General features: G+C 67.6%; 17 protein-coding genes. 9 read left to right on the top strand and 8 right to left on the bottom strand.

All coding sequences use genetic code 11. The features are described from left to right. Window positions 1-8: 8 nt before the first annotated feature. The 5 genes from AC5O77_RS17245 to msrB form a co-directional block, all read right to left on the bottom strand. Window positions 9-284: a DUF4031 domain-containing protein gene (locus tag AC5O77_RS17245; protein ID WP_049398338.1), complete on the bottom strand. Its 276-nt coding sequence runs from the start codon at window positions 282-284 to the stop codon at window positions 9-11. A 13-nt stretch (window positions 285-297) separates the two neighbouring features. Then, window positions 298-786, bottom strand: a complete 489-nt coding sequence (locus AC5O77_RS17240) for a hypothetical protein (protein WP_005407913.1) — start codon at window positions 784-786, stop codon at window positions 298-300. Window positions 787-914: 128 nt separating this feature from the next. Beyond that, window positions 915-1,853, bottom strand: a complete 939-nt coding sequence (gene motB, locus AC5O77_RS17235) for a flagellar motor protein MotB (protein ID WP_182267202.1) — start codon at window positions 1,851-1,853, stop codon at window positions 915-917. A gap of 3 nt (window positions 1,854-1,856) precedes the next feature. Next, window positions 1,857-2,711, bottom strand: coding sequence for a flagellar motor stator protein MotA (gene motA, locus AC5O77_RS17230; RefSeq protein WP_032128746.1), 855 nt, complete (start codon window positions 2,709-2,711; stop codon window positions 1,857-1,859). A 91-nt stretch (window positions 2,712-2,802) separates the two neighbouring features. Next, the gene (gene msrB / locus AC5O77_RS17225) at window positions 2,803-3,270 is read right to left on the bottom strand and encodes a peptide-methionine (R)-S-oxide reductase MsrB (protein ID WP_494506984.1); all 468 of its coding nucleotides are present in this window, start codon (window positions 3,268-3,270) and stop codon (window positions 2,803-2,805) included. 140 nt (window positions 3,271-3,410) lie between these two features. Between msrB and AC5O77_RS17220 the strand changes: the two genes are divergently transcribed. Further along, entirely contained in the window at window positions 3,411-3,788 is a 378-nt protein-coding gene (locus AC5O77_RS17220; RefSeq protein WP_049398340.1) for a hypothetical protein, read from the top strand. 144 nt (window positions 3,789-3,932) lie between these two features. Beyond that, window positions 3,933-4,124 carry a lana protein gene (locus AC5O77_RS17215; protein WP_135272167.1) on the top strand — a complete coding sequence of 64 codons (192 nt, stop codon included), beginning with the start codon at window positions 3,933-3,935 and terminating at the stop codon, window positions 4,122-4,124. A 56-nt stretch (window positions 4,125-4,180) separates the two neighbouring features. On the opposite strand, the gene AC5O77_RS17210 is transcribed toward AC5O77_RS17215, so the two are convergent. Continuing rightward, window positions 4,181-4,660 carry an Lrp/AsnC ligand binding domain-containing protein gene (locus AC5O77_RS17210; protein WP_049464533.1) on the bottom strand — a complete coding sequence of 160 codons (480 nt, stop codon included), beginning with the start codon at window positions 4,658-4,660 and terminating at the stop codon, window positions 4,181-4,183. A 149-nt stretch (window positions 4,661-4,809) separates the two neighbouring features. On the opposite strand from AC5O77_RS17210, the gene AC5O77_RS17205 reads away from it, so the two are divergent. Beyond that, on the top strand, window positions 4,810-6,114 hold the full coding sequence (locus tag AC5O77_RS17205; RefSeq protein WP_125892441.1) for a D-amino acid dehydrogenase: 1,305 nt from the start codon (window positions 4,810-4,812) through the stop codon (window positions 6,112-6,114). Beyond that, window positions 6,093-7,163, top strand: a complete 1,071-nt coding sequence (gene alr / locus AC5O77_RS17200) for an alanine racemase (RefSeq protein ID WP_478058626.1) — start codon at window positions 6,093-6,095, stop codon at window positions 7,161-7,163. Before AC5O77_RS17205 ends, alr begins: the two co-directional genes overlap by 22 nt. A gap of 105 nt (window positions 7,164-7,268) precedes the next feature. Here the strand turns inward: alr and AC5O77_RS17195 are convergent, their stop codons facing one another. After that, window positions 7,269-7,832, bottom strand: a complete 564-nt coding sequence (locus AC5O77_RS17195; protein ID WP_329811450.1) for a DUF3016 domain-containing protein — start codon at window positions 7,830-7,832, stop codon at window positions 7,269-7,271. Window positions 7,833-8,076: 244 nt separating this feature from the next. Between AC5O77_RS17195 and AC5O77_RS17190 the strand changes: the two genes are divergently transcribed. Together AC5O77_RS17190 and AC5O77_RS17185 are read left to right on the top strand one after the other, a co-directional pair. After that, window positions 8,077-10,065 (top strand): hybrid sensor histidine kinase/response regulator, encoded by a 1,989-nt coding sequence (locus AC5O77_RS17190; protein ID WP_049424820.1) that lies wholly within the window; start codon window positions 8,077-8,079, stop codon window positions 10,063-10,065. Between the two features lie 43 nt (window positions 10,066-10,108). Further along, a complete protein-coding gene (locus tag AC5O77_RS17185) occupies window positions 10,109-10,399 on the top strand; it encodes a DUF3247 family protein (RefSeq protein ID WP_032128738.1) in 291 nt (96 codons plus the stop codon). A gap of 82 nt (window positions 10,400-10,481) precedes the next feature. On the opposite strand, the gene AC5O77_RS17180 is transcribed toward AC5O77_RS17185, so the two are convergent. Beyond that, window positions 10,482-10,745: a hypothetical protein gene (locus AC5O77_RS17180; RefSeq protein ID WP_005407925.1), complete on the bottom strand. Its 264-nt coding sequence runs from the start codon at window positions 10,743-10,745 to the stop codon at window positions 10,482-10,484. 156 nt (window positions 10,746-10,901) lie between these two features. Between AC5O77_RS17180 and AC5O77_RS17175 the strand changes: the two genes are divergently transcribed. Genes AC5O77_RS17175 through AC5O77_RS17165 form a run of 3 tightly spaced genes read left to right on the top strand, consistent with a single transcriptional unit; the run spans window position 10,902 to window position 13,344 of the window. After that, window positions 10,902-11,966 (top strand): class I SAM-dependent methyltransferase, encoded by a 1,065-nt coding sequence (locus AC5O77_RS17175; RefSeq protein ID WP_478058628.1) that lies wholly within the window; start codon window positions 10,902-10,904, stop codon window positions 11,964-11,966. After that, window positions 11,963-12,664 (top strand): pseudouridine synthase, encoded by a 702-nt coding sequence (locus tag AC5O77_RS17170; protein WP_005407927.1) that lies wholly within the window; start codon window positions 11,963-11,965, stop codon window positions 12,662-12,664. Before AC5O77_RS17175 ends, AC5O77_RS17170 begins: the two co-directional genes overlap by 4 nt. Further along, window positions 12,661-13,344: an HAD family hydrolase gene (locus AC5O77_RS17165; RefSeq protein WP_478058631.1), complete on the top strand. Its 684-nt coding sequence runs from the start codon at window positions 12,661-12,663 to the stop codon at window positions 13,342-13,344. The genes AC5O77_RS17170 and AC5O77_RS17165 overlap by 4 nt, the downstream gene beginning before the upstream one ends. Window positions 13,345-13,376 lie beyond the last annotated feature (32 nt).

The raw sequence follows: 13,376 nt of genomic DNA, 5'->3' as shown, positions 1-13,376 counted from the left end.
GCTCCCATCTACGGCCGGTACTGCGCCCTGGCGTTGGCGATCACCGCTTTGACCAGCGCGCGGTCGGTGTGCCTTGAGATCGCCTGCGCGCCGAGCGCGATCGCCTGCGTACGCAGCTCGGCGGTGACGTCGTAGTGGGCGCCGCTGGCCTTGTTCTGGAAGGCCCGCGGGGGAATGCCGAGCTGCGCCGCCATCGCGTGCAGCTCGGCCAGGGTGTCGGCCATCAGGTGCGCCCAGCGCTGTCCGCGCCAGGGATGCACCGCGTCATCGACGTAGACCGTCACCGCCGCGGCCGGTTCAGGCCTGCGGCTTGCTGTCGCTGTCAGCGGCCGGAGCGGCCTCGGCAGCGGCTTCTTCGGCCACGTCGCCCTCGGCGGCTTCGCCTTCCTCGCCCTCAGCAGCGTCGACGCCTTCGAACTCGGCGACCAGCTTGTCCAGGTACTCGTCAGCGGTCTGCTCGGATTCGGCGGCCAGGGTGTCCAGCAGCTTCTGCAGCAGTTCGGAGTACTCCAGGTTGACCTTGCGGCCTTCCTTCTCCTGCACGTTGGCCAGGTGCTTGAGCATGGCCAGCATCGGCACCGGGTTCTCGGCGTTGCCCATGGTCTGGCCGCCGATGGCCAGCAGCCACTCACGGCCCTGCAGGCCGATGGCCGCGACCACCTGGCCGTCTTCGTTGGTCAGCACGGCATGGTTCTGCACCTGCTGCTGGGCGTTCAGGCGGAGGAACGGGCGCTTGGCCTGCTGCTTCTTGCGCTTGTCGCGCTTGGCCTTGGAGTTCTGGGACATGGGGTGGAGTCACCTGGAAACGGAAAGACCGCCATTGTAGCGGGTGCGCCGGGTCATGCCCCTGGTGGGTGCGGAGCTTGGTCCGCACGCTTTTCCCGGATGTGCGGACCAAGGTCCGCACCTACCGTTTACTTTGCCGGCCTCTGCGCGGCCTGCACGTCCGGGTCGGCGGCGGGGGCCGACAGCCCCACCTGCGGGCCGGCACCGGCCAGGGCGGCTGCTTCGGCGGCCTGGGTCATCACCACGATGCTGATGCGGCGGTTGATCGGATTCTGCGGGTCGGCCTTGTCGAACAGCACCGACGAAGACAGGCCGACCACGCGGGTGATCTTGCTGTCCTCCAGGCCGCCGTCCACCAGTGCGCGCCGTGCGGCGTTGGCACGATCGGCGCTCAGTTCCCAGTTGCCGTAGCCGCGCGCGGCCGAATAGGCGGTGATGTCGGTGTGGCCGGTCAGGCTGATCCGGTTCGGCACGTGGTTCAGGTAATTGGCCAGCTCGTGCAGGATCTGCTGCGTGTACGGCTTCAGCGTGGCGCTGCCGAGGTCGAACATCGGCCGGTTCTGCTTGTCCACGATCTGGATGCGCAGGCCTTCCGGGGTCAGGTCCAGCAGCAGCTGGTCCTTGAACGGCTCCAGTGCCTGGCTCTTGCTGATCGCTTCCTGCAGTTCCTTCATCAGCGCTTCCAGCTGCTGCTTGTCGCGCTGCTGCTGGTCCACCGGCTGCGGCACGGCTTCCTTCTGGTTCTGGAAGGGATCGTTGCTGCTGCCCCGCGAGATGTCGGTGGCACCACCCAGCTTGATCATCGAGGTGCTGGCGCCACCCGGGCCGGCCATGCCGGGCGCCGGCGTGGCGTTCTGCCCGCTCAGCGGGCTGGGGTTGCGGAAGTACTCGGAAATGGCCGCACGGTCGTTCTTGTTGGTGGTGGCCATCAGCCACAGCACCAGGAAGAAGGCCATCATCGCGGTCACGAAGTCGGCATAGGCCACCTTCCACGAACCGCCATGATGGGCGGCGTGGCCGGCCTTCTTGACCCGACGGACGATGACGGTGGGCTTGGTCTCGGCCATGGCTTACTTGACCGTCTTCAGGTGCTGCTCGAAATCGGAGAAGGCCGGGCGCACGTTCGACGGCAGCGTCTTGCGGGCGAATTCCAGCGCGATCTTCGGGTTGTAGCCACGCAGGCAGGCCAGCAGCGCGGTCTTCACCGATTCGTAGATGCGGCTGTCCTGCTCGGCGCGCGCTTCCATGGCGGCTGCCATCGGGCCGACGAAGCCATAGCCCAGCAGGATGCCCAGGAAGGTACCGACCAGCGCGCCGGCCACATGGCCGCCGACCTCGACGATATCCCCGCCGATCGAACCCATGGTGATGACGATGCCGAGCACCGCCGCGACGATGCCGAAACCGGGCAGTCCGTCGGCGACCTTGGTCAGCACCTGCGACGGCGCCATGGCCTCGGCGTGGTGCTTTTCCAGCTCCAGTTCCAGCAGCGGCTCCAGCTCGTGTGGCTCGATGTTGCTGCCGATCATCAGGCGCAGGCAGTCGGTGATGAAGTCGATCAGGTGGTGGTCGGCCTGCACCTTTGGGTAGTTGCCGAACAGCGCGCTTTCGGCCGGGCGCTCGACGTGGTCTTCCAGCGCCATGAAGCCTTCGCGGCGGGCCTTGTTGAGCAGTTCATAGAGCAGGCTGAGGACATCGATGTAGTCCTGCTGCTTGTAGCGCGGGCCCTTGAACACGCCGACCATGGCCTGCAGGGTCTGCTTGACCGTCTTGGCCGGGGTGCCGACCAGGAAGGCGCCGAGCGCGGCGCCACCGATGATGACCAGCTCGTAGGGCTGCCAGAGGGCACCCAGGCGGCCGTGGGCACCGAGATAGCCCCCGATCACGCTGACGATGACGACCAGGAATCCAACGATGATGAGCATGGGGCGACGCAAGGAGAGGGGATATCTCCTTGTCGGCCCGTCGCCCGGTTTTCTGAAGAGGGAATTCTGTGAAATCGGTCAGCGGGGTGTTTCAGCCCGCCACGCCGCTTTCGGCGCCGCCACGCTGCAACGGGTCGGGCCAGGTCTCGCCATTGCCGGTGAACGAAAGTGAGACGGAGTTCAGGCAGTGGCGCTCGTAGGTGGGCGGCGGGCCGTCCGGGAATACGTGGCCCAGATGGCTGCCACAGCGCGCGCAGGTGATCTCGGTGCGGACCATGCCGTGGCTGGTATCGCGGATTTCGCGCACGTGTGCCGGGTCGAACGGGGCGAAGAAGCTCGGCCAACCGGTGCCGGAATCGAACTTGGTGCTGGAGCGGAACAGCGGCAGTGCGCACAGCCGGCAGCAGTAGACGCCCTCGCGCTTGTTGTCGAGGAACACGCCGCAGAACGGCGCCTCGGTACCGTGCTGCAGCAGCACGCGGCGCTCTTCACTGCTGAGGCCGGCGATCAGCGCCTCGGTCTGGGTGGCGGTGGGGGGCGTCAGGTCGAAGGCAGTCATGGCGGCGCTCCGTGGGGTTGATGGCCTGGGGATGGTGGAAAACGTGGGGGTGCCGGCGCGCGCTTGCAAGTGTGATGGCCGTTCATGGCCGGCACACAGGTGCAGGCGCAAGGTACATGTGATCCACGCCGGAGCGTGACATGAAACCGACCCTTTCCCTGCTGTTGATGGCCCTGTTGCCCCTGGTCGCGCAGGCCCAGGTACCGACGTCGTCGAGCCCGACCGCCACCCGCAGTGCCACCACCGTGGCACCGCAGCCGGTGATGCCGCCGCCGCAGGCCGCTCGCCCGCAGCCGCAGGTCCTGCCGTCGCCGCAGCCGGCGCAGCCGATCAGATCCACCGGCCCCGCCCAGATCGCGCCCACCCCGGCGCCGAAGCCGGCCGACAAGGTGTACGACCGCAATGGCCGTATCGTCCCCGGGGTACGCCCGGCCGGTCCGAACCGCGTGTTCGATTCGCGTACCGGCCGCTATTACGACAGCGTGCCGGCCGGCGATGGCCAGCAGATCAAGCGCTGATCTCGGGTGCCAGCAAAGGTTGGCAGCTAGCGCACGCTGTCCGGCCTGAACGCACGAAAACAACCCGCTGCAGATCACTGCTTTTTCGCCTGCGATTAACCGTTCCGGGACCAACGTGACCGTGCGCCGGCATTGCGCCGCCGCATGTCCTTCGTCCACTGGATCGCGATCATGAAAAACCAGCAGAACCGTCATCCCGGCAAGGAACCGCAGGGCCGCAACCCGCAGCAACAGCAACAGCAACAGCAGCAACAGCAACAGATGGACCCGCAGCAGCCGCACAAGGGCGGCAAGCAGCAGGAACAGCGCTCGCAGAAGCATCCGCAGCAGCGCTGACGGACCCGGGGGTCAGAGCCCGCTGCACGGGATCTGGCCCCACTACCGTTCCGGACTCAATCCGGAATTGGCAGGCTCAGCGTTTCCTTCACTTCTTCCATCACGATGTAGCTCTTCGACTCTCGTACATGCGGCAGTGTCAGCAAGGTGCTGCCGAGCAGCTTGCGGTAGGAGGCCATTTCGCTGATCCGCGCCTTCAGCAGGTAATCGAAGTCGCCCGAGACCAGATGGCACTCCAGCACGTTGGGCAGCTTCAGGGCGGCGCGCCGGAACTCCTCGAAGATGTCGCCGGACTTGTAGGCCAGGCTGATCTCCACGAACACCAGCAGGCTGGCTTTCACCGCCGCCGGGTCGAGGTGGGCGTGGTAACCAGTGATCACCCCTTCGCGCTCGAGCCGGCGCACGCGCTCGGTGCATGGGGTGGTCGACAGGCCGACCCGCTCGCCCAGTTCGGTGAAGGAGATACGGCCCTCGGCCTGCAGGATGCGCAGGATCTTGCGGTCGATCTTGTCCAGTTCGCGGGTACGGGGGGCCATGGCCGTCAACCTTGGGGAATGAATTGCAGGAGAACATCCTGCCGGTTGATTGCAAATCAGGCAAATCAACTGGGAATGGCTGTCTATACTTCCCCAATTATGGTCCCGGCACGCTCCAGTGCAGGGAATGATCGGGTTGGAGAAGTCCCATGCGAGTCCTAGTTCTCGGCAGCGGCGTGATCGGCACCACCAGTGCCTGGTACCTGCGACAGGCCGGGTTTGAAGTCACGGTCATCGACCGCCAACCCGGCCCGGCGCTGGAAACCAGCTTTGCCAATGCCGGCCAGCTGTCGTTCGGCTACACCTCGCCGTGGGCCGCCCCGGGCGTGCCGAAGAAGGCCATCGGTTGGCTGTTCGAGAAGCATGCGCCGCTGGCGATCAAGCCGGGCATGGACCTGGCCCAGTACCGCTGGCTGTGGCAGATGCTGCGCAACTGCACCCACGAGCGCTACGCGATCAACAAGGCGCGCATGGTGCGCATGTCCGAGTACAGCCGCGACTGCCTGAACGAGCTGCGCGCGCAGATCGGCATCGAGTTCGAAGGCCGCGACCTGGGCACCACCCAGCTGTTCCGCACCCAGCAGCAGCTGGATGCCTCGGCGCAGGACATCGAGATCCTGGCCCAGTACGGCGTGCCGTACGAGGTACTGGACCGCGCCGGCATCATCCAGGCCGAACCGGCCCTGGCCCACGTCGATGGCCTGGTCGGCGCGCTGCGCCTGCCGCGTGACCAGACCGGCGACTGCCAGCTGTTCACCCGCCGCCTGGCGCAGATGTGCGTGGATGCCGGTGTCGAGTTCCGTTTCGACCAGGACATCACCGGCCTGGAATTCGATGGCGACCGCATCACCGGCGTACGCATCGACGGCAAGCTGGAAACCGCCGACCGCTTCGTGGTCGCGCTCGGCAGCTACTCGCCGGCGCTGGTCGCATCGTTGGGCATGCGCCTGCCGGTGTATCCGCTGAAGGGTTACTCGCTGACCTTGCCGATCACCGACCCGGCGATGGCGCCGACCTCGACCATCCTCGATGAGAGCTACAAGGTGGCGGTGACCCGCTTCGACGACCGCATCCGCGTCGGTGGCATGGCCGAAGTGGCCGGCTTCGACCTGTCGCTGTCGCAGCGCCGTCGCGAGACCCTGGAGCTGGTGGTCAGCGATCTCTACCCGAAGGGCGGCGACCTGACGCGCGCGCAGTTCTGGACCGGCCTGCGCCCGGCCACGCCGGACGGTACGCCGGTGATCGGCGCCACGCCATTCCGCAACCTGTACCTCAACACCGGCCACGGCACGCTGGGCTGGACCATGGCCTGCGGCTCGGGCCGCTACCTGGCCGACCTGATGAGCGCGCGCCAGCCGCAGATCAGCACCGAAGGCCTGGATATTTTCCGCTACGGCCAGTACGGTCACGCGCCGCAACAAGAGAACCGCACATGCGTCCTGCCCGCGCGCTGATCGATCTGGGCGCCCTGCGCAGCAACTACCGGCTCGCCCGTGAACTGGGCGGTGGCAAGGCCCTGGCGATCATCAAGGCCGATGCCTATGGCCACGGCGCAGTGCGCTGTGCGCAGGCACTGGAAGGCGAGGCCGATGGTTTCGGCGTGGCCACCATCGAAGAGGCGCTGGAACTGCGCCAGGCCGGCATCCGTGCGCCGATCCTGCTGCTGGAAGGCATCTTCGAGCCCAGCGACATGGCGCTGGTGGCCGAACACGATTTCTGGTTCGCGGTGGGCTCGCCGTGGCAGCTGGAAGCCCTGGTCGCGTTCGACAGCCCGCGCCCGCTGACGGTGTGGCTGAAGCTGGACAGCGGCATGCATCGCCTCGGCCTGGACGTGGACAGCTTCCGCGCGGCGCATGCACGCCTGTTGGCGCTGCCGCAGGTCGAACGCATCGTGCTGATGACCCACCTGGCACGCGCCGACGAGCTGGACAGCGAACGCACCCACGAGCAGGCCGCGACGTTCGCCCGCGCCACTGACGGGTTGGAAGGCGAGACCAGTGTGTGCAACTCGCCGGCGCTGCTGGGCTGGCCGGATGTGCGCAGCGACTGGGTGCGCCCGGGCCTGATGCTGTACGGCGCCAATCCGCTGCCTGACAACACCGTACTGACCGAGCGCCTGCGCCCGGTGATGACGATGCAGTCGAAGGTGATCGCCGAGCGCTGGATCGAGGCCGGTGAGCCGGTGGGTTATGGCGCCCGCTTCGTGGCCAAGGCGCGCACCCGCGTGGGCGTGGTCGCGCTCGGCTATGCCGACGGTTATCCGCAGTTCGCCCCGAATGGCACCCCGGTGCTGATCGATGGTCAGCCCGGTGCCCTGATCGGGCGCGTGTCGATGGACATGCTGACCGTGGACCTGACCGCGCACGCGCAGGCCGGCATCGGCAGCGTGGTGGAACTGTGGGGCAGTGCACCGACGCTGTCCGAACTGGCGCCGCGCTGCGGCGTGAGTGCGTACCAGCTGCCCTGCGCGGTCAAGCGCGTGGCGAAGGTCTATCAGGACTGACCGAACGCTGGCCGTGCACGGCTCTGGTAGCGGCCGACCTTGGTCAGCGCTTTGAATGCGTGTCGACCAAGGTCGACACCTACCGGTGGGTCGCGCCGCCCGGGATCATCGTGCGGCGGTGGCCTGGCTGGTCAGCTGCCGCTTCACCCAGTCATCGATCAGGCGCTTCTCGTAGCGCAGCGGATCACTGTCGCTCTTCAGCCCCAGGTTGTGCAGGTAGCCGGTATCGCTGAGGCGCGCATCGCCCTCGCTGACGATACGGCCGCTGGCGTCCTTCAACGTGTACTGCAGGCTGATCCGCGGCGGGTAGATGTCACGCATGATCCGGATGTCGCGGCCACGCGGGCCGTGCCACGGCTCGTAGTCACCGGCGCGCTTGATGTCGACCAGGGTCACATCGAGGGTCTGCCCAGGCTGCAGCGGCTTGGCGGCGGTGGTCTGCAGGTAGCGTGCCAGCTGCTGTACCCAGTCGCCACGCTCGGCCTCGAAGCGGTTGGTGCTCTGGCGGATCTCGGTGAATTTGGCCGGGTCCTCCCATTTCACGCTGACCGGGCCATCGGCCTGCAACGCACGTGGCGCGTCCGCATCGGTCACGGTGCGCGGTGCAGCGGCGGCGCCGCCCGCCACCAGGGCGCCTGCCAGCAGGGCAATCGCGAGTGAGCGTTTCATGACGGTCTCCTGCGTCCCCGCGATGGGGACGATGTTGATCACAGATCGAGTGTGATCCTGCGGCCGGGGCGCCGCAATGGCAGATTGCGTCATGCGCAAGAGTGGTTGCCGCCAATTCATCGTCGTCAACCATGACTGACGGCGCTTGACGCTGTGAATACGCCCTTTGGAAGATGCTGTGCCTCCAACCCGGCCTGCACTGACGCCCTTGTCCACACTGCCGCCCCTCGTGGAGCGCCCACCGATGATGGTGCCGGCGCCCGAACCCGACCTGCATCATGGCGTGCTTGAGCGCATCAACGCCGGTTTCTGCGTGATCCAGGTGCTGTTCGAGGGCGATCGTGCGGTCGACTATCGTTTCATCGAGGTCAACGACGCCTTCGAGCGCCACACCGGCCTGAAGGATGCGCGTGGCCAGCGCATGACGGCGCTGGAACCGGGCCACGAGGAAGACTGGTTCCGCATCTACGGCGAAGTTGCCCGCAGTGGCCGGCCGGCACAGTTCGAGATGGAAGCGCGTGCGCTGGGCCGCTCGTTCGCGGTGGATGCGGTGCGCGTGGGCCGCCCGGGTGAGGACAAGGTCGGCATCCTGTTCTTTGACATCACCGCGCGCAAGCAGATGGAAGTGGAGCTGGGCGAAAGCGAAGCCCGCTTCAGTGCGCTGGCCGACGGTCTGCCGATGCCGGTGTGGGTGCTCGACGAGCGCGGCCATGCTCGTTTCGTCAACAGCGCTTTCAGTGAGTTCTTCGGCGGCGACGAGACGCGCGTGCCGGAAGACGTCTGGCGTGGCCTGGTGCACCCGGACGATGCGTCGGTATTCGAGTACGAACTGCAGGAAGCGCTGAAGGCACAGCGGTCGATGCATGCGCTGGTGCGGGCCCGACGCGCCGATGGCGACTGGCGTTGGCTGGAAATGAACGCGCGTCCGCGCTTCTCGCGGATGGGCCGCTTCATCGGCCTGGCCGGCAGCAGCCCGGACGTGACCGAACGCCGCGAGATCGAACTGGCCCGCGAGGAGCTGCTGCAGTCCGAGCGTGCCGCGCGCAGCGCCGCGGAGAACATGGCGCGGCTGAAGGACGAGTTCCTGGCCACGCTGTCGCATGAACTGCGTACGCCACTGACCACCATCCTCGGTTGGAGCGAGCTGCTGCTGCAGCGCGTGGACAACACCAGCCCGCTGTACAAGGGCCTGAACGTGATCGCCAACAGCGCCGGTGCGCAGAAGCGGCTGATCTCGGACATGCTCGACCTCAGCAGCATGCTGCTGGGCAAGGTGCAGCTGGAGGTGGAGATACTGGACCTGCGCGACCTGCTGGGCGAAGCCATCGGCGCGCAGGAGCTGGTCGCCGAAGGCAAGGCGCTGGACGTGAGCCTGCAGCTGCCGGAGCAGCCCAGCCTGGTGCTGGGCGATGCCACCCGCCTGCAGCAGGTGTTGTGGAACCTGCTGTCGAATGCGATCAAGTTCACCCCGGCCGAAGGCCGCATCGATCTGCAGCTGCAGGCCGACGGCAATCACTGGGTGATCACCGTGCGCGACACCGGCGACGGCATCGCGCCCGAATTCCTCAATCATCTGTTCAGCCGTTTCCGCCAGGCCGATGGCACCACCACCCGACGCCATGGCGGCCTCGGCCTGGGTCTGGCAATCGTGCAGCAGCTGGTCGAACTGCATGGCGGTACCGTCACCGCTGCCAGCGAGGGCCATGGCCACGGCGCCACCTTCACCGTGCGCCTGCCGCAGCACATTCCCGATGCCGAACGGCGGCCGCTGCGCGAAGTGATCAGCGGACCGATCCTGGAGCCGGTGATCGTCGAGCCGTATCCGCTGCGTGGCATGCACGTGCTGGCGGTGGAAGACCAGCCGGAAGTACTGGAGTACCTGCGGCGCATGCTGGAAGAGCAGGGCGCAAGCGTGTCGGCAGCCAGCTCGGCCGGTGAAGCGCTGGCGCTGCTGGCCGATACCGGGCACCTGCAGTACCACGTGATGCTGACCGACATCGGCATGCCGGGCATGGATGGCTATGGCCTGGTGCGCACGCTGCGCGAGGACATGGGCGTGGATGCGATGACCCTGCCGGCGGTTGCCGTGACCGCGCTGGCACGTGCCGATGACCGGCGCCGAGCGTTGGCGTCGGGCTTCCAGGAACACGTGGCCAAGCCGTACTCGGTGGCACAGCTGGTGGCTGCGGTACGCAAAGTGCAGGTGCCACGCGCGGACAGCGCGCTGCACTGAGCATTCACGGCCGATCGGCGACCCTGCACGCAGGAGGTCGCCGATGTCCCGTACAGCTCCCCGCATCCATACCGATCCGGCGCAGATCGCGCGCCTGGAAGCCCTGCTGCCGCAGCTGGAAGGCGAAACGCAGGTGGAACTGACCCTGCAGGATGGTCGCCGACTGCTCGGCACCGTCGCCGTGAAACCGACGGTGCAGCAATACCGCAACGAGGCCGGCGACGAAGGCAGCAACGGCCAGCTGCGCCTGGATGACTACGACACGCCGGTGCAGCAGCACCATGTGTGGCTGGATGAAATCGCCAGCATCCGCAGGTTGCCGCCGAGGGTTTGACGGCAACCTGCCGCGCCCATCCACGCATGGCGTGGATCTACCAGAGGTTGCAGTAGAGCCACGCCGTGCGTGGCTGCTGCGCTCAGTGCTCGAACAAGGTCGGCGTCGCCTCGAACCGGCGCGCGTAGGCGCGTTCTTCCGCGACCCTCGCCACCTCGTCGTCGGCCAGGTCCGGTGCGCCGTACACCGCATAGGCCACGCTTCCGTCGGCACCATGGCCGACCTGGTGCAGCCGGTAGCGCGAGTGGCCACCGCCGGTGTCCTCGGGGTAATGCACGGGCGGATGGCTGCCTTCCAGGTCCATTTCACTGTTGTCGACCACGCCACCGACGAACAAGGCTCGCATGCAGGTTCTCCTGGGTTTCCGGGGGAGCCTCTACCCTGAACGTTTCAATGTTGCTGGCAGATCAAGGCCCCGTTCGGGTTTCGCAAAGCGGCCGCCGGGGCCGGCCCGGCCAAGCCGGTACAATGGACGGCCCTCACGCTTGAAGTACCCGCGCCGATGGCCTCCAGCGACGACGCCCCCCTGCAGACCCTGTTCCTGCCGTTCTCCCAAGGCGCCCTGCGCTGGCCGGAGGGCCCGGTGGCCTTCCTGCGTGCCCGCGACGGCTGGCCGCTGCGCGAAGTGGCCGGCAACCGCGAAGTGCATTGCGAGCAGAGCTTTGCCCCGTTCGCGCAGCCGCTGCAGCAGGCCGCCGGCTGGACCGTCAGCGGCCAGCTGGATGATGTGGCCGGCAAGGGCCGCTACCCGCTGGTGCTGGTGCTGCCGCCGCGCCAGCGCGAGGAGGCCCGTGCCCTGTTCGCGCGCGCGCTGGCGCTGGTCGCCGACGGCGGCCGCATCGTCGCCTGCCAGTCCAACAACGAAGGCGCACGTTCGGGCGAGGGCGACCTCAAGCAACTGACCGGCCTCGGCGGCAGCCTGACCAAGAACCACTGCCGCGTGTACTGGACCGCCCCGATGCAGGGTCAGCATGACGCCGACCTGGCCAAGCGCTGGTCGGCACTGGATGCGGTGCGGCCGATCGTCGGCGGCCGTTTCCTCAGCCGCCCGGGCGTGTTCGCCTGGGATCGCATCGACCCGGCGTCGGCGCTGTTGGCCGAGCACCTGCCGGCCGACCTGGCCGGGCGTGCCGCCGACCTCGGCGCGGGCTATGGCTACCTGTCGCGCGAGCTGCTGGAACGCTGCCCGAAGATCACCGCGCTGGATCTGTACGAAGCCGAGCAGCGTGCGCTGGCCCTGGCCGAACTGAACCTGGCGCCGCCGCCGCGCGCGCTGCCGCTGCGCTTCCTGTGGCAGGACGTCACCGCCGGCATCGAGCCGGGCTACGACGTCATCATCAGCAACCCGCCGTTCCACACGCCCTCGCGCGCCGATCGCCCGGACATCGGCCAGCGCTTCATCGCCGTGGCCGCGCAGGCGCTGCGCCCGGGCGGACGCCTGTACGTGGTGGCCAACCGCCACCTGCCGTACGAGTACACGCTCAACGAGAGCTTTGGCACGGTGCGCGTGATCGCCGAGCGTGATGGCTTCAAGCTGGTGGAAGCGGTGAAGGGGAAGGGCAAGTGAAGCTGGTCAAGCTTATCGCCAACCTGGGCTATGGCAGCCGCAAGCAGGTGCAGTGGATGTTCCGCGAAGGCCGCGTCACCGACGCCGACGGCGAGGTGCTGTATGCCGACGACCAGGTGCCGCACGAGGCGATCCGGGTCGATGGCGAGCCGCTGGACCCGCCGGTGGGGCTGTCGATCGCGCTGCACAAGCCGGCCGGCTACACCTGTTCGACCAAGGACACCGGCCGCCTGATCTACGACCTGCTGCCGCCGCGCTTCCGCGACCGCGATCCGGTGCTGTCCACCGTGGGCCGCCTTGACCGCGAGACCAGCGGCCTGCTGCTGCTGACCGACGATGGCGGCCTGCTGCACCGGATCATCTCGCCGAAGTCGAAGCTGCCCAAGGTCTACGAAGTGGAACTGAGCGACGACCTGCGCGGCGACGAAGTGGCGTTGTTCGCCAGCGGTACGCTGATGCTGGAGTCCGAGAAGACCCCCCTGCTGCCGGCTGAACTGGAAGTGCTGGATGCGCGTCGCGCACGCCTGGTGCTGCATGAAGGCCGCTACCATCAGGTACGCCGCATGTTCGCCGCCACCGGCAACCACGTGCAGGCCCTGCACCGCAGCCGTGTCGGCGGGCTGGACCTGCAGGGACTGGACGAGGGGCAATGGCGGCAGCTCACCTCCACCGATCTGGATACGCTGTTCGCTCCATGACCACCATCGCTGCGCTGCCGTTCCTGCCCGACGCCGTCATCTTTGACATGGACGGCCTGATGATCGACAGCGAGCGGGTCTCGCTGGCCTGCTGGAGCGAGGCGGCCGACGAATTCGGGCTGGGCCTGGACGAGACCGTGTTCCTGCGCATGGTCGGCCTCGGTGACCGTGACACGCACGCGCTGCTGCGTGCGCAGGGTATCGAGGACAGCGTGATCGAAGCGGTGGCCGCACGCTGCCATGAGCTGTACGAAGCGCGCACACAGACCGGCCTGCCGCTGCGTCCGGGCATTCTGGAGCTGCTGGAGCTGCTGAAAGCGCACGCGGTACCGCGCGCGGTGGCAACCACCACGCGGCAGCCGCGGGCCAACCGCAAGCTGGCCGCTGCCGGCCTGCTGCCGTATTTCGATGCCGTGATCACCAGTGGTGATGTGGCGCAGCCGAAGCCGGCGCCGGATATCTACCTGCTGGCCGCGCAGCGGCTGGGCCAGGTGCCCGAGCGCTGCCTGGCGCTGGAAGACTCACCGGCCGGCACGCGTGCAGCGCTGGCTGCCGGCATGACCGTGATCCAGGTGCCGGACCTGGTGCATCCGGATGAAGAGCTGCGCGCACTGGGCCACCGCATCGTCGGCTCGCTGCTGGACGCGCACGCGCTGCTGCTGCCGCTGCTGCCGAGGTAACGGTGGGCGCCGACCGTGGGTCGGCACTCTTT

Source organism: Stenotrophomonas sp. INTA L402-1 (assembly GCF_059295135.1).
This window is presented reverse-complemented; position numbering and strand designations above follow the sequence as displayed.